The organism is Microcoleus sp. FACHB-1515 (assembly GCF_014696105.1).
Taxonomy (GTDB): Bacteria; Cyanobacteriota; Cyanobacteriia; order Elainellales; family Elainellaceae; genus JAAUTJ01.
The window spans coordinates 26,217-49,013 of record NZ_JACJPO010000019.1 but is presented as its reverse complement, the minus strand read 5'-3'; the positions used below and the strand labels follow the sequence as shown (position 1 = coordinate 49,013).

Below are 22,797 nucleotides of genomic sequence, written 5' to 3'. Positions count from 1 at the left end.
CTTTCTACGACCCGCCTCGAAAAGTGCCGACCGTTCTAACATAATCTTCGCCGTTCTGCGGCTTGACTGTTTGCGAATTCGACGGACTGAAAATTTATGGCCGATGATGTGAGAATGCCGTTTCCGCTTGCTTCAGCCCCACAGGTGGAGCAACATGGTAAGCAGCATACTGTGGCAATGGTGCTGCACAGCGCGAGCGGCGGCATTTTGGCCTGCAACGCTGCGGCTGAGCAAATCTTGGGCGTGACGCTTCAGCAAATGCTCTGCCCCGCGCAACCACCCTGGCAAATCATCAATCTGCAAGGCGATCGCGTCGCGCTCCTAGACACCCCGGCTTTTCAGGCATTGCGAACGGGTCGATCGACCGAGGCGACTTTAGGATTTTATCGGCCAGATGGCGATCTGGTGTGGCTGGCAGTGCAGGCCGAGCCGCTGTTTCTCAATTTGCAGCGGTCGCCGGATGCTGCTGTTGTCACGTTTTCGGTTGTCACATTTCCGATCGCCCACCGCCCCGCTTCTGGCGATCGCTTGAGTGGCGAGCTAGAGCAGTGCTTGACCGAACTGCAAACGCTGCTTGATGCGGCTCCGGTTGGCATTGCGATCGCCACCGATCCAGCCTGTCGCGTTTTGCGGCTCAACGCGCATTTGCAGCAGATGCTTGGCCTGAACGTGAATGCAAACGCTTCACAGCATGGCATTCCCGCCGCCGAAGTTCCGTTTCGAGCCTTCCAGAACAATCAAGAAATTTCGGCTTCTGACCTGCCGATGGCAATGGCCTGCCAGCAGAACGTGACTATTCGCGACATCGAGCTTCAGCTTGTGCGATCGAACGGCGAGGCGATCGATCTGCTCAGCAGCGCAACGCCACTGCGCGATCCGCAGGGCAACGTCTGGGGCTGCATTGGCGTGTATGTCGATATCACGACTCGCAAACGGCTGGAAGCGCAACTGCAAGCGAGCGAAGCGCAGGTGCGACTGGCAACCACAGCCGCCAACTTGGGTTTGTGGTGCTGGCAACCGGATCGCAAGCAGCTTGAACTGAGCGACGAATGCAAAACGCTGTTTGGTTTTGCACAAGCTGAGGATGTGTCGCACCGACAGGTGATCGATCGCCTTCATCCCGACGATCGCCTGCGTGTCGAAGCGGCTCTCGCCCAAGCGATCGCAGATGGCGGCGAATATGACATCGAATATCGCCTGCTGTGGCCGAACGGCAGCATCCGCTGGATCGCCGCTAAAGGCCGCAGTTTTGCAAGGGGCAGTGCCCGTCAGGTGATCGGGACAGCGCAAGACATCACGCGCCAAAAAGTCGCCGCCCAAGAGCGCGAACAGCTTTTGCGTCGCGAACAAGAAGCCCGCCGCCAAGCCGAAACCGCCAGCCGCACCAAAGATGAATTTCTGGCGATCGTCTCTCACGAACTGCGATCGCCGCTCAACGCCATCCTCGGCTGGGCAAAACTGCTGCGCTCCCGTTCTTATGATTCAGCCACGATCGATCGCGCTCTGGAAGTGATCGATCGCAACGCTCAAGCCCAAAGCCAACTGATCGACGATTTGCTCGATGTCTCGCGCATCATTCGCGGCAAAATTAAGCTACAGCACTATCCGGTCAATCTCACCAACCTGCTCACAGCCGCGATCGACGCCATCCACCCTGCCGCTGACAGCAAACAAATTCAAATTGCAACTGATCTGGCGGATGCGGTTGAAAGCGTGGGCGATCGCGATCGCCTCCAGCAGGTGATCACCAACTTGCTCTCAAATGCAATCAAGTTCACGCCAAACGGCGGGCGGGTCACAGTGCGACTGGTGGCAGCGGGCAACTTTGCTACTCCCACTGCTCGTCTGACCATTTCCGACACAGGCATTGGCATTCATCCCGACTTTTTGCCGTTTGTGTTCGATCGCTTCCGGCAGGCGCAGCACAGCACAACCAAGGCACAAAGCGGGCTGGGGTTGGGCTTGGCGATCGTCCGCAATCTGGTCGAACTGCATGGCGGCACGGTGGAAGTCACCAGTGCGGGCGAAGGGCAGGGCACCACTTTTAGCGTTGAATTGCCGATCGTTCGTTCAATGCACCAGCCGCACCGTATCGCTCCAGCGAGGCGAAATCCGCAGTCCGCGATCGATCTCTCGATTCTCAACGGCTTAAAAATTCTCGTTGTGGATGACGAAATGGATAGCCGCGATATGCTGGTGGCGGCTTTAGAGCAGTACGGCGCGAACTTGGCGGCGGCGGCTTCGGTGGATGAAGCGCTGCATTTGCTGACTTCGTTGCAGCCCGATGTGATCATCAGCGACATTGCCATGCCGGACGCAGACGGCTATGCGCTGATGCGATCGATTCAGTCCACCACTCAGATTCCGGTTGTGGCCGTGACTGCTTTGGCAAAAGCAGAAGACCGCCAGAAAGTCCTTGCTGCCGGATTCGTTCAGCACCTTGCCAAACCAATTGATCCGGTTCAGCTTGCTCAGGCGATCGCGCAAGTTGTTCGCAAAGATTTTTGATGCTCAGGCTCAAAATTGCCGGGCGATCGATCGCTACGCAAAAATGGAGAAAGGCAAGCTGGCGAGGAGTTGTGATCATGGTGTGGCGATCGATGTTGAGTTTGTGCAGCGGTGTGGCGATCGGGCTGGGGATGCTGCCTGTTTGGGCGCAGTCTGCCAACTTTGGCACGATCGAGCTTGCACCCGGATTTGGTTCAGAGCGAGTACAGGGCTTTACGCAAGGTTCGGTTTCGCTGGCCTCGATCGCCAATCGCGATCCGGCTGGAAATCTCTGTGTTGGATTTGCAGACTCCACGCCCGATCACGTTTTGGTGCTTCAGCGCGATCTGCCACGCCTGAGTTTGCAGGTGAGCAGCGAGAGCGACACAACGCTGCTGGTGCGCGGTCCCGGCAACTCGATTCGCTGCGGAGACGACATCAGCCGCACAAACCTCAATGCAGCAGTGCAAGATGCCGACTGGAGTGCCGGAGAATACCGAATTTGGGTCGGGTCGTTTGAGGCCGACACGCGCATCGAGTATACGCTCACCGTCCAAGAATGAAGCGATTTTGCTGGTCGAGTGCCGCCGAATCTTCGGCCTGTTCCCCAAAAAAAACGCAGGCGTAGCGATCGGCTCTGAGACTTCAACAATCTTCTCCTGGTTGCTCACAAGCGCCAATGCTTACCCAGCTACTGGACAACTTACCTTCTTGCTCGCTATACCACTCCTTTTTCCAGATAGGAGCGGTGTGCTTGAGCGTATCGATCGCAAACTGACAGGCGGCAAACGCTTCTGCTCGATGCGGACAGCCAACCGCAACGAGGACGCTAATTTCGCCAATTCCCAAGCGTCCCGTCCGGTGATGAATCACGACGCGAGTTACATCTGTCCAGGTTTGGCGAATTTGGGCGGCGATTTGCTTGAACACTTCGATCGCCATCGGCTCATAGGCTTGATATTCGAGCGCAACCACTGGCCGACCGTCTGTTTGGTTGCGTACCATGCCGCTCATCAGCACGATCGCTCCGTTTGCGCCATCGTCTGCGAGGCGATACACTTCCTCGATCGACAGTGGTGCAAAGGTGATGACAAAATCGTTGGTGGCAAGAAGTGTAGGGGCGATCGAATTCATCGAAATCCAGGGAATAACGGCTCTTTCTATTGTGCGGAAATTGGCGGCAGGGCGATACCGTATCGGGGCGCCTCGATCGACTCTACAATTAAGCTCAGTTCGCGTTGAGGCTGAACAATGGTGGCGACCGTGCGAATTACCTGGGAAAAGCTACCGGACGATTATGAACTTGATCGATCGCCTGTGGACAATATCAATCAGCCGCTGATTGCTGCCGCGCTGACGGAAAGCTTGGACCTAGCGGACAAGTTGCCGCCTGAAGCGCTCGTGATGACGAACTACGGCATCTGTGCCACGCTGGACGATCGCATCGTCGTCAAAGCACCCGACTGGGGCTATGTGCCGTCGATTCGCGTGGCGCGTGACGAAGTGCAGCGCAGCTACACGCCGCAGCTTCAGGGCGATTTGCCGATCGTCGTCATGGAATTCCTCTCGAATACCGAGGGCGACGAATATTCAATCAAGCCGACCTATCCGCCCGGAAAATGGTTTTTCTACGAACAAATTCTCAAAGTGCCAACCTACGTGCTGTTCGACCCGCAGACAAACGCGATCGAAGTTTACCGTCTAGACGAATCGAAGCGCTACAAGCTGCAACCGCCGGATAGTCAGGGGCGCTTCTGGATTGCCGAAATGAACTTGTTTTTGGGCATTTGGCAGGGCAGTCGCGAAAATCGATCGGGTGGCTGGTTGCGCTGGTGGGATGAATCGGGCGAGTTGCTGCTGTGGGGAACTGAACGAGTTGCACAGGAACAAGAGCGGTTGGCACAGGAACGCGATCGCGTGGAACGGCTGATCGCGCAGCTTAGAGCGGCAGGAATTGAACCGGATTTGTAGCCGCTGGATTCTTAAGAAAAGTACACTTTATCGATCGAGAAATCGGAGTTGCTTCTACACTCAAAAGTGACCTTCCTTTGAGTCCGCGCTATGACATCCTCGGATCACGCCTGCTGTGGCCCCGGATACGCCACACCCCAAGCGGCAATGCAAGCCGATCGCGAAAAACTGCTGTATTCGATCGCGCTCTACACCGGAACGGGCATTCAGCAGCCCGACTATCTGGCAACGATCGATGTTGACCCCGCTTCACCCACTTATTCGCAGGTGATTCATCGGCTAGAAATGCCCTACATCGGCGATGAACTGCACCACTTTGGCTGGAATGCCTGTAGCTCTTGCCACGACGACCCGACGCGATCGCGCCGCTTTTTGGTCATTCCGGGGATTCGATCGAGCCGCCTCTACATTGTCGATGTCGGAGAAGCGAAAGCACCGAAAATCCACAAAGTCATTGATCCAGAAGAAATTAAGGCAAAAACAAATCTCACCGCACCGCACACGGTTCACTGCCTTGCAGACGGGCAGATCATGATCTCGATGCTGGGCGATGGTGCAGGCAACGGCCCCGGTGGATTTTTGCTGCTCGATGAAAATTTCGACATTGCCGGACGCTGGGATCGCGAACCAAATTCCGCAATGAAATATAACTATGACTTTTGGTATCAGCCGCGCCACAACGTCATGGTCAGCAGCGAATGGGGCGCACCGAAAACCTTTTACCCTGGTTTTGACCTGAATGATGTGACGGCGGGCAACTACGGTCAGCAGGTGCATTTTTGGGATTGGGAAAAACGCGAAATTCTCCAGTCGATCGATCTGGGCGAAGATGGCCTGATTCCGCTGGAAATTCGCTTTCACCACAATCCCGAAAGTACGCACGGCTTCGTTGGCGCCGCTTTGAGCAGCAACATCATCCACTGGCACAAGCCCAACGGTCATTGGCAAGTCGAGAAAATCATCGATGTGCCCGCAGTCGATCTGGAAGGCTTTCCTGTGCCGCTGCCCTCACTGATCACCGATTTGCTGATTTCGCTGGACGATCGCTGGCTCTATTTCTCCAACTGGCTGCACGGCGATCTGCGTCAGTACGACATCACCGATCCGCAACATCCCAAGCTTACCGGACAGGTTTACGTGGGCGGCTTGCTGGGCAAAGCGACGGAGGTGAACGGCCACAAAATTAGCGGTGGGCCACAAATGCTGCAACTGAGTCTCGATGGCAAGCGGCTGTATGTGACCAATTCGCTGTTTAGCACTTGGGACAATCAGTTTTATCCGGACATGGCGCAGTCGGGTTCCTATATGCTGCAAATTAATTGCGACACGGAGAATGGCGGTTTGAGCGTCAATCCCGATTTCTTTGTTGATTTTGGCGCGGAACCGAAAGGTGCGGCTCGCGCTCACGAAATGCGCTATCCCGGTGGCGACTGCACATCGGATATTTGGGTGTAGCGATCGCATCTCAACGAATGAAACACTACCGCATTGAACTAGTCAATCGCAATTTGGCGATCGAAGTTGCCGAAGGTCAATTTATTCTGGAGGCGATCGAGGCTGCCGGATTGCGATTGCCCGTCGGCTGTCGCTATGGAGCCTGCATCACCTGCGCGGCACGGCTGCTCAGTGGCAAAGTCGATCAGCCGCTTGCCGTTGCGCTCAAACCCACTCAGGCAGCAGCGGGCTATGTGCTGCTGTGCATTGCAACGGCGCAAAGCGACTGTCAGTTTGAAGTGGGTCATGAAAGTCAAGCTGGACTGTATCACAATCCATTTGCGGCGAGATGAAGGCCGATCAGCTTGAAATCATTTCGTCGATCGCAATTTCGGGTTCATCTTCTTCCAGGACTGTTTCAATCTCGGCCAAATCCGGTTCGCTGGCGGCATCTTGCTTTAGTTGCGAGAAGATGCGATAGGTTTCTAAGTTGCGGTCTACATTGCCGTTGGAATGCTTGAGGCCGTTGCTCATGCTCACCAAGTTGTACTCGATGTTTTCTGCATAGATCGTCATTGTGATGTTAAAAATCTCGAAAAAACTGACGACCCACTGGCATTCTTCTTGCGGAAATTCCTGATAGTACTTGATTAGTTCGGCGATGCGGGCGTCAAGGTGCGTGCGGGCATAGCGACAAATCAAAATTAGCTTCAGCAACACCACCACAAGCGTCAGCGGCGTGCCGCGAGAAAGCAGCAGGACAAACAGCGACGAGGGTTCGTGATGATCTTCTGTAGTGAGAAATTCAATGACGCGGTTGGTGGTACGCAACAGCAAAGCATCATCGATCGATCGATCGTCATGGGCTGCATAAAGCGTCGTTAGCTTTTCGGCAAGCTGATGATTGAGCGCTTCGACAAATTCGTGGTTTTCAACAGAAAAGATCAAATATTTTTGTAGAGCTTTTTTGAAGTCGCGGTAGCTGAGGTTTTGCGTTTGCTTCAAAAAAATATTGGCGAGGTTGGTGTGGCTAAACAAACCGCGTCGTGCCACGATCGCCTTGATCAATCGCAGCCCTTCATCACCCAGCAGGGTTGGATTTTTGGGTGCGGACGGTTCAGGCGTTTCGATCGCAGGCTGGCTGTGCGCCGTATATAGCGCCAGCTCAAACTTGAATTTCTCCTTCAAGTTATGCGAAAGCATTTTGGCGGCTTCTCGCTGCTCGATCGGATTGTTGAGGTCGATATATTGCGGAACTAAAAGATAGGAAACATAGCGATCGCTCCAGTGGCGATTGCGCTCTTCATAGCGCATTGCAAACAGCCGGAGTTCTTGAAAATCACTGCTGCTGATGAAGTTTTTCACCCAGACGCGCATCCGCTTGAGCGTTGGCGATATTGTGGGTTTATCTAAAGTAGAGTCTGCAAATAGCTTGATGAGTGCTTGAATTGCTTGGTGGCTGCGCGATAGTTCCCAGTTGTTGATTAAGATGTAGCAGGAGCGTTTGAGCGTGTGACGAAATTCCAATTCTTGATTGGAAAAAACGATTTCATAGAGCGCAGGCAGAATGGTTGAACTGGCTGTTTCCGCATGTTCAATAAATAGATGACGAAATTCGGTCAACACATCTTCTGGCGGCCATTGCTGCACAATTTTTAATAGGAAGCTATAGACTGTTTCTTGGGCATGGGCGATACTTTGCGGCGATCGCTTCTTGTTGAGCGGCTGGCGGTCTGTCATTTCTCCTACCCTTTATCGCACCCTTTCATGACAAAGTGGACGAAAGTAATGGCCTGCAATGAAACACATAAAAGGTCATTTTCTCATCGTCTAATCAGCGAGCATCAGGCATCGATCGACCCTTCGCGAGCGGTCTGCTCAGTTGTGAGCTTGCGTGAACAGCGGCCAAACGTCACACTGCTGCTAGGAAACATACACGAAAATTCGATCGCTTAAATCTCTTAATGTTAAAGACTAACCTTATTTCTCTTATCGTAGTCAAACAAATCGCGCAGCGTCCTGATTGACATGATTGCTTACGTCTTCGCGATCGATCGGAAGCATCCATTATACGCATAAACTCCGGTGAGGCAACGTATCTATAAATACTGCTGGGGATCAATTGGTTCTCCGGCTTGACGCACTTCAAAATGCAAATGTGGGCCAGTTGAAAATCCTGTTGAGCCAAGCGCGGCGATCGTTTGGCCGCGCTGAACGATTTGGCCTTCGGAAACGTAGATGGTGCTGGCGTGGCCGTAGAGCGTGGTCAGTCCGTCGCCGTGCGAAACAATTACGGCTTTGCCATAGCCGCCGTACCAGCCCGCAAAAATTACGGTTCCCGCATCTGCTGCGCGAATCGGGCTGCCATAAGCTCCGCCAAAGTCAATTCCGGCGTGAAGGCGGCGGTAGCCCAAAATCGGATGCACGCGCATTCCGAATCCGCTCGTAATCGGGCCATCGCTGGGAAACGCGAATTTTCCGGTTCCGCGCACGTTGCGGTTGGCGGCGATCGCGAGCCGCTGGCGAATTAAAATGCCAAGATTTTCGGAATCGTGCTCAAGCTGAGTTTGGGCAGCTTCGAGGGCGCGACGATCTTGGCGGAGGCGATCGATCAACTGCTGCTGTGTTTCGGCCTGCGCTTGGAATTGTGACTGCTGCGCTTGCAGTTCCACTGTCAGCAAGTCAATTTGGTTTTTTTGGTCTTCAATCTGCTGCTGCTGTCGCTCGATCGCATCAGCGGCAGCTTGCAGATTGGTGAGAATTTCGCGATCGGCTTGATAAACGCGCTTGAGCTGCCAGCGGCGATCGAGAAATTCGTTGAGATCGCGGCTTTGCAGCAGAACAGCCCAGCCGCGTGTGCTTTGCTGTCGCTGCATAAAGCGCAGGCGGGCAACGGTGGCAATTTGGCGGTCTTCGTAGCTTTTCTCAGCGATCGCCAGATCTGCTTGCAATTTCTGAAGCTGCGCGGTGGCGGATTGGAGTTTCGCTTGCTGCTGGGCAATTTGGGCAGCGGTGAATTGAATTGTGTCTTGCAGTCCGCCAAGTTGCGCGGTGGCGGCGGATTCCATTCCGCGCAGGCGAGTTTGCTCTTGGTTGAGGGTCGATCGCTGCTGTTCGATTTGCTGCTGCTGCTGGCGCAAGTCATCTATCGATTGGGCGGGAGCGATCGCCATTTGCGTTAGCCAAAGGCCGATCGCGAGCAGAACGGCGAGGAAGACTGATTTGAGTGCGGTAGGATGCCCAGTCGATCGATGGATCATGCTTCGATTTGCCAGTGCCAGGGAGATAGGGAGATCAGGCCAAATGCTAGGATGATCAGCCCGGAAATTCGATTGAGCCATTTTAAGCCTTGCGGGTTAATTGTCGATCGCATGTTTTGATTTTCTGTGGTTCGATTGGGAAACAGATCGATCGCCTTTAGGATTACTTCGATTTCCGAGCCAGTAGAGGCTAGGGCGTGTTTCCAGACGCTTGATCCTCCCCAACCCCGTAAGCAAGGAGGAAGCCGCACCACTGATCGGCATTTCTAAATCTTGAAAACGAACAGAAGGAAACGAATCGCCGTTCGGTTACTATAGTTATCTGGGTTCTTGTGAGCGATCGAGTTTTTTGCGGTGAGTTGCAAAAACCTATCAGCACTAATTTGAGATTTATTTTGAGGGAGCGATCGTCGTAATGGGTCTTGTCAAAAAGCTGCTCGGCGGCACTCTAGCTTTTCTAGGAGGCATCTTCGGCTTCTTGGGTGGGCTAATCGGTTTGGGTAAAAAGTCAGAATATTTCATGGAAATGGAAGAAGCGAAAGAAGAGACTGCCGCCACCCTTCCCGCTGCTTCGCCTGCCAAAGCTGCCGCACCCGCACAGCCCGCGCCTGCGGCCAAAGCAGAACCAAAAGTAGAACCGAAAGTAGAACCACCAGTGCAGCCTGTTTCTGCCGCGCCGCCTGCGAAAGCCGAGGCTGCCAAGCCTGCTGCCAAAGCGGAAGCACCTGCACCCAAGCCCAAAGTTCAAGTTGCCAAGATCGAGAATGGCAAGGTGGAACAATTGTCTGAGTCGGCTCCCGCAGCCGTTCCGGTTGGTGTGGTGCAACCTTCAGCAGAGCAAACCTTCGCCCCGAAATATTTGGTGGGCATGAGTACCAATGGACGGCGGCGTCCGGGTCCAAGTCTCAACTATTTCCGCGATATGGCAAAACAGGTAAAAACCAACTAGATCAAAATCATTTGTTCAAAAGGCGATCGAGGGTGCGGCTCAAACCGTGCCCTTTTTTTGCAGAAACGCCAGTCCGCTATAAAGCTGAAACGCGCGATCCCACTCGGTCGGCGCTTTGCGGAACAAATCGATATGCGCCGGAAATGCACTCAACAAATTCAAATGCTCCAGCGCAGTTTCGGCAAATGGCGTGAAGCTGGAGGACAAAGGTACGGCGGGCAGTTGCGACTGAAAATAGCCAATCATCTGATTCCAACTGCGGCGAATGGTGATTTTGGCAGGCTGATCCTCAGCGGCAAAAACCACGCCTTGCTGAAACTGATAGCTGCTGTCGCCAAATCGCAAGATCAAATTGCGCCGAGTCAAATGCAAATCGCAAAACTGCGCGTAGTCTCGGATTTGCTCTTTGCGCTGAAGCTTTTTGTGCAAATCTAAGTCCACAACATCTTCAAAAATCGGTAGCCTGCCTTCAACGCGCTGCTGCACTTCCTGCCAGTCGAACTTCAGCGCTCCAAGCTGACCGTTTTCATCTAGGCAAACAACGGTCGGCGGCGAAACCGACTGCAAATACTGCACACGAAACACGCGAATTTGCTCGATCTGCTCGATCGCCCACCAAAAACTTGCAATGCCGCCGCGCTGCAATTCTTCGCCATACACGCGCAGTTCCCCGATCGCTCCTGTCCGATACAACCGCCAGTGCCGACTGGGAAGCTGAAGATTGGCCGTATACGCATCTAGCCGCATAATTTTGGCGAAGTTCCGCACCGCTTCTGCTCGCGCTGCTCCGGCGATCGGCTCAATCACCAAAACACCAGCGGCGCGATCGTCTGAGTCAGCGGTGGCCTGCGCGATCGCCTGCTGCCTGCGCTCCTGTTGTGCTGCTTCAATCTGCTGCAATCCCTGCCTTGCCTGCATCGCAATTTTTGGATTGGTGGTGTCGCGCAGCAGTTGTCGATAGAGGCGATCGGCTTGGTCAAATTTGCCGATCGCTTCTTGCAGCCGCGCCACATAAAGCTGCACCGTCGGATCTTCAGGAAATTGCTGCCACAGCGGTTTGAGCAGCTTGGCCGCCAGCTTATAGTCTTGCCGCTCAAACGCTGCCGCAACGGGTTCGATCATGGTTGGCACGAGGGAAAACGCTGCTTTTAGCTTAGTTGGAAAGCAGCGAAATGGTTACGGTAAGCGAGAGCGATCGAATATCAAACGACACTACAGTTGCGCTGCAATTGTGTTCAGCGGTGGCAGTTAGTTTTGTCTCCTCAAAACGCGATGCCGTCTGCCACCAACACGATCGCTACAGCAGAATCGAGCGATAGAGCAGTTTATGAACGACTGAAAAGCGCATTAGGTAAAAGCATCAAAAATGACCGCAGATGCAATTTTCGCCAGCCAGCTTAGGTGAGCATCGTCGTTTTTTCCCTGCATAAAACCTAGCTCTAGCAAATGAGCAACTGGCCGAGTTTGGCGAATCCAGCCGAGCCTACCAAACCGAGATGCAGTATCAGGTCGCGCCCATGAATTCGGATGAGCGCCGTTCAAAATATAGGCATTACGAACGAATTTGCCAACATCTTTGCTGCTTTCAGAAGTGCCGTAGTAGATTCCACAGCGACGTGAAGCATCATCCGAACTCAATCCAGAAGCCGAATCACGATGTACTTCCAATACCCAAGCATCGCCAAAGCCAAAGTTTCTGTTGACCCATTGAATTGATTTCTCTGTATCTTCACTGTGCGGAGCAATTTCTACCTCAATGCCCTGCGATCGCAGCAGATCAGCAGTTTGATCAACGATCGCAATTGCTTGATCGCGCTCTTTATGAGGTAGGTTAACGGCTCCTGAATCACTGCCACCATGCCCCGCAGCTAAAACGACAACAGTAGGGTCTTGCAAAAGACGTAATGACGAAGTTCTCATAACATCAATTTCCTTTTTAGAAGCTTGATCTTTATTGAAGTAAATTGCATTTTATTCGTCACCTAATGCACGTTAGGAATTTATGTTAGATCAAGTAATTACATTTTTGTTTCTACACAAATCCCCACAAGGCGATCGACCTTTTTGCATGAACTGCTGCCCCGAACCGCTGTGCGATCGATGCAAGAAAATGAAGCGATCGCAATATTTTTTTGCACAGCAGTCGGGGTGGATGTAGCCCCGAAAATCTTCAAACTCGCCCTATTGACATCCCCAAGCAAATCCGCTAAGGTCTTTTGCTAATGCTGCTAAATGACAGCAAAGACCGATCGCTTAGACCCAAGGTCTAGCCACGCGACCCGAAGCTGGTGCGAACAGACTTCGAGCCGCTGACCCACCAAACTGATACTGGCAGTTGATAGGCTAACTGGGATCATACCCTCCTAGCCGTCTCGATTGCTGCGTCTTGCGTCGGGGCGGCTAGGCTTTTGGGTTTTCCTATCCACCAAACACAAGGAAAACTCATGAACACTTCTGATCATTCCGCCTCAGAGCGGAACGATTTGCCCACGCCGCAAATTCGCTCAACCACTCGACCTCCGGGCGACAAGCGCACGCCGATCAAGCACATTCTGATTGGCACACCGCAGATTGTTCAATTCACGACGCGCCGCTTAGAGCAGGCCGGATACGCGCAGGCGATCGAGTGGGCCATGCCGCTCGAACTCGATGCACCACTGAACATCGTGCCTGATCCCGGTGATGTGATCAGCCTGCTGGTGCGCTATTTGGCATTGGAATAGGTTCGATTGGGCGAAGCCGTTGCACAAGCTGCGCGATGCCGTTTTGGAACACCTTGCGATCGCTACACCTTTCAAGTGCAGCGATCGCCTTTGCACCATTTCGTTCAATTCACAGTATTGAAAAAGCTTCTGAAACCCAGTGGCGATCGTCTATGTGGAGTCCATCTGGCGATCGCCTTCATTCGACGCATCCTGCTGAGCAGTTCAAACCTTGCCCCCTGCCGCAATCGCGTTGATCTTAGGCTGTGTCAAGGGTGACAGCATCAGCACGAGATTTGCTTTGGTTGGAGCGATCGCACAAACCACAAGCAGCCACTCCTGCCCTGTGACCACTGTTGGCTTTCCCCGCAGAACGGGAAAATTCGGTAGCATAGAACAGGCAACAGCCAGAGGCGGCCTTAGTATTTATGGATAGGTGAGCTAGATACGCTCACTCGCGAGTGTCAATCTCGGTTAAGCTTTAGGCCACATCCTGTCATCGCAAATCTCTACCTGCAAGTGTCAGATGTTTAACGCCACTGAACTGCTCATCGACCACTTTGTCGCCCAGCTTAAGGAAGGCTATCGCCGCACCTATGGCGGGCTGAACTCTGACTATGAAGACATCATTGGCTGGGTGGGCAGCATGGCGCTGGAAAACATCGCCAACAGTGACGCCCTCTACCACAACGTCGAGCATTCGATTTTGGTGACGCTGGTCGGCCAGGAAATTTTGCGCGGTCGCCACATTCGCGAAGGCGGCGTCACCAGCGAAGACTGGCTGCACTTCATCATTTCGCTCGTCTGTCACGACATTGGCTATGTGAAAGGCGTTTGCCGCAAAGACCGAGACGGCTGGTACGCCACTGGACAGGACGATGACATGATTCCTTTGCCGCCCGGAGCGTCAGATGCCGCCTTGACGCCCTACCATGTCGATCGCGCTAAGCTGTTCATCAATGAGCGCTTTGGCGGTCATCCCCTGATCGACTCAAAGCAGATCATCCGCAACATCGAGCTAACGCGCTTTCCGGTTCCCAAAGAAGGCGACCACCAAGACACGATCGAATATCCCGGTTTAATTCGCGCTTCTGACCTGATCGGACAGCTCAGCGATCCTCGCTATCTGAAGAAGATTAGCGCCCTGTTTTACGAATTTGAAGAAACAGGCGTCAACAAAGCACTCGGCTACAAAAATCCTGACGATTTGCGCCGCAACTATCCTAAATTCTATTGGGGCGGCGTTTATCCCTACGTGCAGCACGCCCTGCGCTATCTAAGATTGACGCAGCAAGGCCAACAGGTAATTGCCAATCTCTACTCGAATGTGTTTGTGGTTGAACACAACGACGAGCTATCGAAAATTGCGGGAAGTTTGGCGAACTGAGCGATCGACTTCTCCCTACAATTTGTCTCCAAAAAGGTCTTGCTCCGTTCCGGTGAATAGGGCAAGACCTTTTTAGGTTGAAGCCGCTCAAGTGTTGGAAACGAGCTTTGCGGCTGCGCGATTTCACAGCGGTCTTTCCCACTGCAAGCGGACGCATTCGATCGCGATCGAAGCTGAATAAGCAGTTGAATTGCTGACAGATTTTATGATGAAAAGTTTTAATGTATCTCTCAGAACATAACTCAAGAGGTAGAGAAATATGCTTATGTCTGCTGAGTGTATTGTGACCTTTCTAAAGACTGAGGTACAGAAGATTTCAAAGTAGTTACCTGAGAAGAGTAATGACACAACTATCAAGTGTCATCATCTCAGTTTCGAGAAAACATTTTTTGCGCTGATCTCTTAACAACTGCAACGATTTTAATTAAGGAATTTCTCATGTTCTATCACGAAAAACGGCTACAGTATTTCACTCCACCCACGAATCCCGATCCGGTTTATGCCAAGAAGCTGCAAGAGCTAATCGGCGGGCCGATGGGTGAAATGACTGTGATGATGCAGTACCTGTTTCAGGGCTGGAACTGCCGAGGTCCCGCCAAGTATCGCGATATGCTGCTTGACATTGGGACTGAGGAAATCGGTCACGTCGAGATGCTCGCCACGATGGTCGCCCATCTGCTCGATAAAGCCCCGATCAAGCTGCAAGAAGAAGCCGTCACCAAGGATCCGATCGTCGGTGCGGTGATGGGCGGCAGCAAGCCGACTGACACGATGATGGACATCATGGCAGCCGCGATGAGTCCGAAGCATACGATCGTCTCCGGTGGCGGCGCGATGCCGGAAGACAGCGTGGGCTATGCTTGGAACGGTCGCTACATCATCGCGAGCGGCAACCTGCTGGCAGATTTTCGATCGAATCTTCATGCCGAGTCCCAAGGTCTCATTCAAGCCGTCCGCATGTATGAGATGTCAGACGATCCGGGCGTGAGAGACCACCTGAGCTTTATGATCGCTCGCGATACGATGCACCAAAATCAATGGCTTGCGGCGATCGAAAACCTCAAGGACGACGGCTTTGAGGAAGTCGTAACTCCCAACATCGCCTATGAATATGGGAAGAACGAGTATGCCTACCAGTTCTGGAACCACTCCAAGGGTACGGAAAGCGCTGAAGGCCGCTGGGCAAAAGGTCAGTCAATGGATGGCAAAGGCGAATTCACCTACATCTCGGATCCGGAACCGATCGGCCCGCAACCCGAACCGCCGCAGCCTGATCCCCGCCTGCATGGAACGCCCAAAACGCCCGCCGCTCAAATGACTTCGACCAACAAGCCAGGCCAGTCGAATGTGGTCGATAAAGTGGCCGAAGTGATCGATCGCATCACTCCGGGCGACTCCAAGTAACGCATTATCCGCAGCGTGTAGAATTCACTCCGCAGGCTGCGGAATTACCTCGAATTTTGAGAGAAGTTTGACTTTTCACCGTCATGAAGCAGTCTTGATAGGCTGCTTTTTCTTTTTGCGGGGCTGCTCTGAACGAAAGTTCGAGCTAAAAGCGAAAGTTTGTTAAAACAAACTTGGATTTTGAACTCAACCTGTTTTAATAGTTTTTTGCTTTCAGCCTGAATCTTCGTTCAAGGCGCGATCGCAAAGCTGAAATAGTTCTAATTTTTCTTGGTCACTTTCTGCTAAAAATTGAAAGGCGCGATCGAGGTTTTATTGATGGCAATTCATTCCGCAGAAGAAATTGATTTAGCTCCATTTATCGATCACGCTTTGCTCCATCCTGCCGCAACCAGCGATCAGGTGATTCGGGTTTGTGAAGAAGCCGATCGCTTTCAGTTCGCGACGGTTTGCGTCTACCCGATTCACGTCCGGCAAGCGGTTGAACTGCTCAACAACAAGTCTCCAAAAGTTTGCACGGTGATCGGATTTCCGACCGGAGCAACTACGCCCGCCGTCAAGCGCTACGAAGCGCAAGAAGCCGTCGAAAATGGCGCAGCCGAACTTGATGTCGTGATCAACCTGGGATGGCTCAAGACTGAGCGCACAACCGAACTGAATCGAGAACTGGCCGAGATCGTCGAGGCGACCGGAGTGCCCGTCAAGGCAATTCTGGAAATGTCGTTGCTGACTGAACCGGAAAAGCGGCTAGCAACAGAGGTTTGTCTCGATGCGGGCGTTGCCTTTCTCAAGACCAGCACGGGCTGGCAGGGCGGCGCAACCGTTGAAGATGTCCGCCTATTAAAGGAACTCTCACGCGATCGCGTCGGGATCAAGGCAGCGGGGGGAATCCGCACTGCACAGCAGGCGATCGACTTGATTTTGGCGGGTGCGACTCGATTAGGAACTTCTCGCGGCCCCGATTTGGTGCGCCAGCGCGATACCCTGGAAAAGGAATAGCTTGGAGTCTTACCTTTTACCGAGGTAAAGCTTACTGAGTCGATCGGTTAATAAAAGTAACCGTGCGATCGCGTCACGCTGGCAATCATGAGCGGAACCTACAAGGCCACTGGAATAAACCTCAAAGGAATGCCGTTTGGCGAGTCCGATCGACTGCTGACCGTTTTGACTCGCGAGTATGGCTTGCTGCGGGCGATCGCGCCCGGATCGCGCAAGCACGATTCGAGTTTGCGCGGACGCAGCGGCCTGTTTGTCGTCAACAATTTGCTGATCGTCAAAGGTCGCAACCTCGATAAGATTACGCAGGCGGAATCGATCGAATCGTTCACCGCGCTCAGCCAAGACCTCACCAAGCTAACGGCCAGCCAGTACCTTGCCGAACTCGCGCTCTATCAGGCGCTTAGCGATCAGCCGCAGGAAGAACTCTTCGTTCTGCTGTGCGACAATCTGCGTCAGCTTGAGCAGCTACCTTCCGCCCAAGTGCTGCCCTTCCTGACGCAAGCCGCTTTTCAACTGCTTGCCTTGGCCGGAGTTGCGCCCCAAGTTCATCACTGCTGCGTGACGCAAGTGCCGCTGATCCCCAGTTTCGCCCATCGCGAATGGCGCGTTGGTTTCAGCGTAGCCGCAGGCGGAACCGTGACGCTAGAAGCGATGCAGCAGCTACCGCCAGATACCAGTTCACCTGCTGAAGAATCGACGCGGGTGGCGGAGTCGAGTGGTTCCTATGGGGCGACTGCCAAGCCAACGGAACTGCGGCTTCAGCTTGACGCTTGGGAACTCGGACTGCTGCAACATCTAGCCGATCGCCCCGTCCAAGATGCCTTTGCCCCCGACGATTTGCCCGAACCGAGCGATCCTGCTTGGCACACGATCGAGCAGATTTTGCGCTACTGCGCCGAATTTTATTTTGAGAAACCGATTCGATCGGCGACTCTGCTTGATGCCTGCTTTACTCCTGTTGAAATCCTCGTTTAGTCGATCGCCATGACCCCAAGATTCGAGTTTGATCTTGAAAATCGCCTGCCCCGACTCAGCCCAGCCGGAGCAGAAAACGGCTTGTCTCCCAGCCAGCCAACGCCAAGGAAAAGCGACCTGCCGCGCTCTTTGCCGGAACCGCTCACCTTTCCGGGCGGCGATATGGTCGAAGCGCTCGAAGCGATTTCGGAACTGGTCGAAGAAATTGCCGAAGAAATCGCCCAACCTGAGGGCGAAGACCATCCGATCGAAGAATTTCAAGCAGGCTTCTTGCCTGTCCTCCGCAACTTGAATTTCCTCGCACTTTGGGGCGGGCAGGTCTTCTCGCAACTGGCCGATAAGGTCTATCTCGTGCTGATGATCATGCTGATCGACAACCGCTTCCAAACAGCGGGACAGCCGATCTCCGGCTGGGTCTCCTCGATCATGATCGCGTTTACGATTCCCGCCGTTTTGTTCGGTTCGATCGCCGGAGTCTACGTTGATCACTGGCCGAAAAAAGCCGTTCTCGTTGCGACGAACTTACTGCGCGGCGGCCTTGTCCTCATCCTGCCGCCGCTCCTGTGGATTACGCAGGGCTGGTCGCCGCTGGGAACGCTGCCGATCGGCTTCGGAATGCTGCTGGCAATTACGTTTCTCGTTTCCACGCTGACGCAGTTCTTCGCGCCAGCAGAACAAGCCGCGATTCCTTTGATTGTCGATCGCCGTCACCTGCTTTCCGCCAACTCGCTCTACACCACCACGATGATGGCCTCGGTGATCATCGGCTTTGCGGTCGGTGAGCCGCTTCTGGCGATCGCCGATTCGCTCGTAGCTCACTTGGGCGGCGGGCTAAATATCGGGAAAGAATTGCTGGTCGGCTTTAGCTATGCGATCGCCGGAATTATTTTGATCGCCATGCAGACGCGAGAAAAAATTGATTTGGCCGAGCTAGCCGAGCAAGAGCCGCCGAAGGTGTGGGACAACATCCGCGATGGAGTGCGCTACTTGGGCGAACAGGGGCGCGTCCGAGCCGCCTTGATTCAGCTTGTCATTTTGTTTTCGATCTTCGCAGCCTTGGCCGTGCTTGCGGTGCGTTTGGCGGAAGTGATGCCTGCTTTGAAGTCGTCACAGTTTGGCTTTTTGCTGGCGGCAGGCGGCGTTGGCATGGCGATCGGTGCAACGCTGGTCGGACAGTTTGGACAGCGCTTCAGTCGGGCGCAACTGGCCTTAGCAGGATCGATCGGCATGGCAGGTGCGCTGGGCGGCATGTCAATCTTTACGCATCAGCTTTGGCCGACGTTGGGCTTGCTGGTCGTGTTGGGCTGCTGTGCGGCGATCGTGGGTGTCCCAATGCAAACCACGATTCAGGAAGAAACGCCGGAAGAAATGCGCGGCAAGGTGTTTGGCCTGCAAAATAACGCGATTAATATTGCGCTCAGTTTGCCCCTCGCCCTCGCAGGTGTGGCAGAAACGTTCTTGGGACTGCGAATTGTGCTGCTGATTTTGGCGACTTTGACGATCGCAGGTGGCGCACTCACCTGGACGATTTCTCGCGAAGCTCAATCAAAAACAGTATCTTAATTGACGAGATGCCCCTAAAATCCTTTATGTTAGATTAATCTTTCAAAACGCTAAAATACCGGACTTAAATGCATATCGCGTGGCTTGGGAAAAAATCTCCCTTCTGTGGCAACGTTACTTACGGTCGAGAAGTCACTAATGCCTTGCTCGATCGTGGCTATCAGGTCAGCTTCTTACATTTCGCCCCAGAAGATTCCGAGGAAATTTCCGAGCCGCACGAAGTGTCGATCCCCTGCCTCTACAAATCGCAGATCTACACGATCCCCACATTTAAATCGAGCAAGGTACTCGCCAAAGCGCTCGAACGCCTTAAGCCCGACATCGTTCACGCCTCCCTGACCCTTTCACCGCTCGATTTTCTCTTGCCAGAAATTTGTCAGGAGCTTTCGCTGCCGCTGATTGCAACATTTCACCCGCCCTTCGATCGCAAACGCCGCAACCTGACATCAGGAACGCAACACCTGATGTATCAGCTTTATGCGCCGTTTTTGGCGAATTACGATCGCGTCATTGTTTTCTCACATGTCCAGCGCGATCTGCTGATTCGCTTGGGCGTTCCCGCACCGCAAGTCGTCGTGATCCCCAACGGCGTCGATGTCGAAAAATATTCGCCCGGTTTGTCGCGCATCAAGACGGAACTGGAAGCCGATCGCCTATTCGTCTACCAAGGTCGGATCGCAACGGAGAAAAACGTTGAGTCGCTGCTGAAGGCGTGGAAACATGCGGATATGGGCGCGAGCAGCAAACTGGCGATCGTCGGCAATGGCCCGCTTGCACCCATCCTCAAAGCCACTTACGGCGACGAACACAACATCTTGTGGCTCGGCTTTGTGGCCGATGAACAGCGCCGAGTCGAAATTTTGCGCGGCGCAGATGTGTTTATCCTGCCTTCGCTGGTCGAAGGTTTGTCGCTCTCTTTGCTGGAAGCGATGGCCTGCGGTGTCGCCTGCCTCGCCACCGATGCCGGAGCCGATGGAGAAGTCCTCGAAGCCGGAGCGGGCGTGATGATGCATACGCACCGAGTCGCAATGCAGCTTCAAACCTTATTGCCGCTGTTCCGAGATCATCCAGAGATGACGACGCTGTTGGGTCGCAAGGCACGGCAAAGAGTACTCGATCGCTACACGTTGAGCAACAACATCACTCAGCTTGAAGAACTTTATCGCCAAGTGATGCAGCAGCAGCACGCCTATCTGAGAAGTTGGGTTTAGCGTTTGCGAACGGCGATCGTATAGGACGGTCGCTGTTTCGCTTCCCGCTGCGTTTTCACCAGTCGAAAATCTCGATCGATATACAAATGCTCTAATTGCGGTGTGGCTTCAAAGATTTTTTCGTACTTTTTCGCCGTGCTTTGATCAAGCTTTTCAAAATCCGGCTTCACAGGTCGATTGGCAAGCTTTTTCACGGCAGATTCAAACCAGGCTTGGGCTTTTTCGATCGTCAACGGCGCAAGATTCACCCGAAATCCCTGTTGAATTCCAACATTTTGAATGAACCACTGATTGTTTTGAACTTCAAATCTCTGCAAAATCATGAAGTCATACGCCACCAACTTTTCGGTAAATTGCTTCAGAAACGGCAGCTTACTTCCCGGTGCATAGCGAGCCATATTTGCGTAGTAGCCGTTATTTGCAAAAATTTGATAGGACTGCTCATAGATGCGTCCGGGAAATGTGTCTTGAAACGGAATGGTTGACCAAACGGGCGACCAAACGCCGACGACTAAATCAATTTGATCGATCGCATTCGGAAACGGATTGCGGCGACTCAGTTCTTCAAACCAAGGCATCAGTTCAGTTTTGGCAAAGGCAACTTTTTTGCCCAACGGCTGACTGTCTCGATCGCGCACCAGTTCAAGCAGTTCTTGCTTAAGCTGGTCAGTCGTTTTTTGCTCTAGCGCTGCAACCATTTTTCGCTCCCGCTTGTGATACACATAGTTAAAGAAACTTAATTAAATTCGACCTGTGACAACCGAGCAATTACCCCGCACGCTGACGAAATCCTTTTGGAACTGGCAGGGACACCGCATCTGCTACACCGTGCAGGGCAGCGGCATTCCCTTAATTTTAATTCACGGCTTTGGAGCCTCGATCGGCCACTGGCGACAAAATATTCCGGTTTTGGCCTCAGGTGGCTACCGCGTCTTTGCGATCGATCTGCTCGGCTTCGGCAGTTCCGACAAGCCTGCGATCGACTACAGCGTCGAGGTTTGGGAAGAACTGCTGACGGATTTTTGCGCCGCGCTGGTAAAAGAACCTGCAATTTTTGTCGGCAATTCGATCGGCGCACTGCTGAGCATGATGATGCTTGCCAATCATCCTGACCTGTCGCGAGGCGGCATTTTGCTCAATGCCGCAGGCGGACTTAACCACCGACCTGACGAGCTAACGCTGCCGTTGCGCGTCGTGATGGGAACGTTTGTGAAACTGGTCGGCTCAGAAAGATTTGGTCCCTTTTTGTTTAATTTGGTAAGGCAAAAGCCGCGCATTCGCAAAACCTTGATGCAGGTATATCGCGATCGCACCGCCGTCACCGATGAACTCGTCGATCTGCTCTACGAGCCGTCTTGCGACCCCGGAGCGCAAAAAGTCTTCGCCTCGATTCTCACCGCTCCACCAGGGCCAAAACCGACAGAACTGCTGCCAAAAATTCACGCACCGATGCTGATTTTGTGGGGCGAGGCTGATCCTTGGACACCGATTTCCGGCGCAAAAATCTATCAAGATTTGTCAGGGGAATCGGTTGAATTTACTTCAATTCCGAATGCCGGACATTGCCCCCATGATGAAAATCCGACTTTGGTGAATCGATTAATTTTAGAATGGCTCGATCGCAAGTATTCAGCCAATTTCTGATAATTTGAAATGAAGTTAATCGCGGATTGCGTCATCTTTTCGTCCCCTAAATCCCCCAATTTGGGGAACTTTGAACTCGCTTCGTTTACTCCTAACCTCTCTCCCTCATGCTGCCTGTTGTGATTTTGCCTGGATATTTGGCTGGTGCGATCGCTTATGGCGAGATGGAACGATCGCTCGAATCGCTTGGCTTCTGCGTGAAAACCGTTCCACTCTTGCGGAAGACTTGGTTTCCCACTGTGGGCGGGCGATCGATGCTGCCAATTTTGCAACTGCTCGATGAGACAGTGAAGCAGGTGATGCGGGAGACGGGAAGCGATCGCATCAACTTGGTGGGACATTCGGCGGGCGGATGGATTTCGCGCATCTATTTGGGGGAGGTGGCTTACGAAGTGCATCCGACCGATGCGGGCAAAGTGACCTTGTGGAAGGCGCATCCGTCTGTGGCAACGCTGGTGACGCTGGGAACGCCGCATGTCAGCCGCGAACGCTGGACAAAGCGCAACCTCGATTTTGTCAAAAACAATTATCCGGGCGCGTTTCATCCCACTGTGCGCTATGTTTGCGTAGCGGGCAAAGCGATTTTTGGACAGCGCAAACTCGGCTCGTGGTTTGCCTACAGCAGCTATGAACTGACGATCGGGCAAGGCGCAACTTGGGGCGACGGCATCACGCCGATCGAAGCTGCCCATCTCGAAGGTGCAGAAAACATTACGCTCGATGGCGTACTCCATTCACCTCGTCCGGGAAAAACCTGGTACGGTTCGGCCAGTGCCGTGCAGCAGTGGGCAAACTATCTTCAGTAGTGGGG

The 22,797-nt window shown here is 53.3% G+C and carries 22 protein-coding genes; 16 read left to right on the top strand and 6 right to left on the bottom strand.

Going from position 1 to position 22,797, the window contains the following annotated elements; translation table 11 throughout:
- The first annotated feature begins 96 nt into the window (after positions 1 to 96).
- Together H6F67_RS05445 and H6F67_RS05440 are read left to right on the top strand one after the other, a co-directional pair.
- Positions 97 to 2,508 (top strand): ATP-binding protein, encoded by a 2,412-nt coding sequence (locus tag H6F67_RS05445; protein WP_190764128.1) that lies wholly within the window; start codon positions 97 to 99, stop codon positions 2,506 to 2,508.
- Positions 2,508 to 3,050: a hypothetical protein gene (locus tag H6F67_RS05440; protein ID WP_190764126.1), complete on the top strand. Its 543-nt coding sequence runs from the start codon at positions 2,508 to 2,510 to the stop codon at positions 3,048 to 3,050. Before H6F67_RS05445 ends, H6F67_RS05440 begins: the two co-directional genes overlap by 1 nt.
- An 82-nt stretch (positions 3,051 to 3,132) precedes the next feature.
- On the opposite strand, the gene H6F67_RS05435 is transcribed toward H6F67_RS05440, so the two are convergent.
- Positions 3,133 to 3,621, bottom strand: coding sequence for a molybdenum cofactor biosynthesis protein MoaE (locus tag H6F67_RS05435; protein ID WP_190764124.1), 489 nt, complete (start codon positions 3,619 to 3,621; stop codon positions 3,133 to 3,135).
- Positions 3,622 to 3,738: 117 nt separating this feature from the next.
- On the opposite strand from H6F67_RS05435, the gene H6F67_RS05430 reads away from it, so the two are divergent.
- From H6F67_RS05430 to H6F67_RS05420, 3 genes are all read left to right on the top strand, one after another.
- Positions 3,739 to 4,458, top strand: coding sequence for a Uma2 family endonuclease (locus tag H6F67_RS05430; protein WP_190764122.1), 720 nt, complete (start codon positions 3,739 to 3,741; stop codon positions 4,456 to 4,458).
- A gap of 90 nt (positions 4,459 to 4,548) precedes the next feature.
- Positions 4,549 to 5,913 carry a selenium-binding family protein gene (locus H6F67_RS05425; RefSeq protein WP_190764120.1) on the top strand — a complete coding sequence of 455 codons (1,365 nt, stop codon included), beginning with the start codon at positions 4,549 to 4,551 and terminating at the stop codon, positions 5,911 to 5,913.
- Between the two features lie 17 nt (positions 5,914 to 5,930).
- Positions 5,931 to 6,245 carry a 2Fe-2S iron-sulfur cluster-binding protein gene (locus H6F67_RS05420; RefSeq protein WP_190764118.1) on the top strand — a complete coding sequence of 105 codons (315 nt, stop codon included), beginning with the start codon at positions 5,931 to 5,933 and terminating at the stop codon, positions 6,243 to 6,245.
- Positions 6,246 to 6,252: 7 nt separating this feature from the next.
- Here H6F67_RS05420 and H6F67_RS05415 read toward each other — a convergent pair whose 3' ends face one another.
- The gene (locus tag H6F67_RS05415) at positions 6,253 to 7,632 is read right to left on the bottom strand and encodes a hypothetical protein (protein ID WP_190764116.1); all 1,380 of its coding nucleotides are present in this window, start codon (positions 7,630 to 7,632) and stop codon (positions 6,253 to 6,255) included.
- Between the two features lie 359 nt (positions 7,633 to 7,991).
- Entirely contained in the window at positions 7,992 to 9,152 is a 1,161-nt protein-coding gene (locus H6F67_RS05410) for a murein hydrolase activator EnvC (protein ID WP_190764114.1), read from the bottom strand.
- Positions 9,153 to 9,567: 415 nt separating this feature from the next.
- On the opposite strand from H6F67_RS05410, the gene H6F67_RS05405 reads away from it, so the two are divergent.
- On the top strand, positions 9,568 to 10,101 hold the full coding sequence (locus H6F67_RS05405) for a hypothetical protein (protein WP_190764112.1): 534 nt from the start codon (positions 9,568 to 9,570) through the stop codon (positions 10,099 to 10,101).
- A gap of 39 nt (positions 10,102 to 10,140) precedes the next feature.
- On the opposite strand, the gene H6F67_RS05400 is transcribed toward H6F67_RS05405, so the two are convergent.
- Both H6F67_RS05400 and H6F67_RS05395 read right to left on the bottom strand, forming a co-directional pair.
- On the bottom strand, positions 10,141 to 11,223 hold the full coding sequence (locus tag H6F67_RS05400) for a tol-pal system YbgF family protein (RefSeq protein ID WP_190764110.1): 1,083 nt from the start codon (positions 11,221 to 11,223) through the stop codon (positions 10,141 to 10,143).
- 225 nt (positions 11,224 to 11,448) lie between these two features.
- A complete protein-coding gene (locus H6F67_RS05395; RefSeq protein ID WP_190764108.1) occupies positions 11,449 to 12,021 on the bottom strand; it encodes an N-acetylmuramoyl-L-alanine amidase in 573 nt (190 codons plus the stop codon).
- Positions 12,022 to 12,545: 524 nt separating this feature from the next.
- Here H6F67_RS05395 and H6F67_RS05390 point away from each other — a divergent pair.
- The 8 genes from H6F67_RS05390 to H6F67_RS05355 all read left to right on the top strand — a co-directional run bounded on the left by H6F67_RS05390 (position 12,546) and on the right by H6F67_RS05355 (position 20,342).
- Positions 12,546 to 12,824, top strand: a complete 279-nt coding sequence (locus tag H6F67_RS05390) for a hypothetical protein (protein ID WP_190764106.1) — start codon at positions 12,546 to 12,548, stop codon at positions 12,822 to 12,824.
- A 35-nt stretch (positions 12,825 to 12,859) separates the two neighbouring features.
- On the top strand, positions 12,860 to 13,060 hold the full coding sequence (locus H6F67_RS05385) for a hypothetical protein (RefSeq protein WP_190764104.1): 201 nt from the start codon (positions 12,860 to 12,862) through the stop codon (positions 13,058 to 13,060).
- Positions 13,061 to 13,329: 269 nt separating this feature from the next.
- Positions 13,330 to 14,190 (top strand): Npun_R2479 family HD domain-containing metalloprotein, encoded by an 861-nt coding sequence (locus tag H6F67_RS05380; RefSeq protein WP_190764102.1) that lies wholly within the window; start codon positions 13,330 to 13,332, stop codon positions 14,188 to 14,190.
- A 438-nt stretch (positions 14,191 to 14,628) separates the two neighbouring features.
- Positions 14,629 to 15,594: a manganese catalase family protein gene (locus H6F67_RS05375; protein WP_190764100.1), complete on the top strand. Its 966-nt coding sequence runs from the start codon at positions 14,629 to 14,631 to the stop codon at positions 15,592 to 15,594.
- Between the two features lie 318 nt (positions 15,595 to 15,912).
- On the top strand, positions 15,913 to 16,593 hold the full coding sequence (gene deoC / locus H6F67_RS05370; RefSeq protein WP_190764098.1) for a deoxyribose-phosphate aldolase: 681 nt from the start codon (positions 15,913 to 15,915) through the stop codon (positions 16,591 to 16,593).
- Positions 16,594 to 16,680: 87 nt separating this feature from the next.
- Complete coding sequence (gene recO, locus H6F67_RS05365; protein ID WP_190764096.1) at positions 16,681 to 17,568, top strand: DNA repair protein RecO; 888 nt, start codon at positions 16,681 to 16,683, stop codon at positions 17,566 to 17,568.
- A 9-nt stretch (positions 17,569 to 17,577) separates the two neighbouring features.
- Positions 17,578 to 19,131, top strand: a complete 1,554-nt coding sequence (locus H6F67_RS05360) for an MFS transporter (protein ID WP_190764094.1) — start codon at positions 17,578 to 17,580, stop codon at positions 19,129 to 19,131.
- A 68-nt stretch (positions 19,132 to 19,199) separates the two neighbouring features.
- Positions 19,200 to 20,342, top strand: coding sequence for a glycosyltransferase family 4 protein (locus H6F67_RS05355; RefSeq protein ID WP_190764093.1), 1,143 nt, complete (start codon positions 19,200 to 19,202; stop codon positions 20,340 to 20,342).
- Here H6F67_RS05355 and H6F67_RS05350 read toward each other — a convergent pair.
- On the bottom strand, positions 20,339 to 21,040 hold the full coding sequence (locus tag H6F67_RS05350) for a hypothetical protein (RefSeq protein WP_190764091.1): 702 nt from the start codon (positions 21,038 to 21,040) through the stop codon (positions 20,339 to 20,341). The genes H6F67_RS05355 and H6F67_RS05350 overlap by 4 nt on opposite strands.
- Before the next feature lie 55 nt (positions 21,041 to 21,095).
- Here H6F67_RS05350 and H6F67_RS05345 point away from each other — a divergent pair, with 55 nt between their 5' ends.
- Complete coding sequence (locus H6F67_RS05345; RefSeq protein ID WP_190764089.1) at positions 21,096 to 21,986, top strand: alpha/beta fold hydrolase; 891 nt, start codon at positions 21,096 to 21,098, stop codon at positions 21,984 to 21,986.
- 107 nt (positions 21,987 to 22,093) lie between these two features.
- A complete protein-coding gene (locus tag H6F67_RS05340; RefSeq protein WP_190764087.1) occupies positions 22,094 to 22,792 on the top strand; it encodes a triacylglycerol lipase in 699 nt (232 codons plus the stop codon).
- Positions 22,793 to 22,797: the final 5 nt, after the last annotated feature.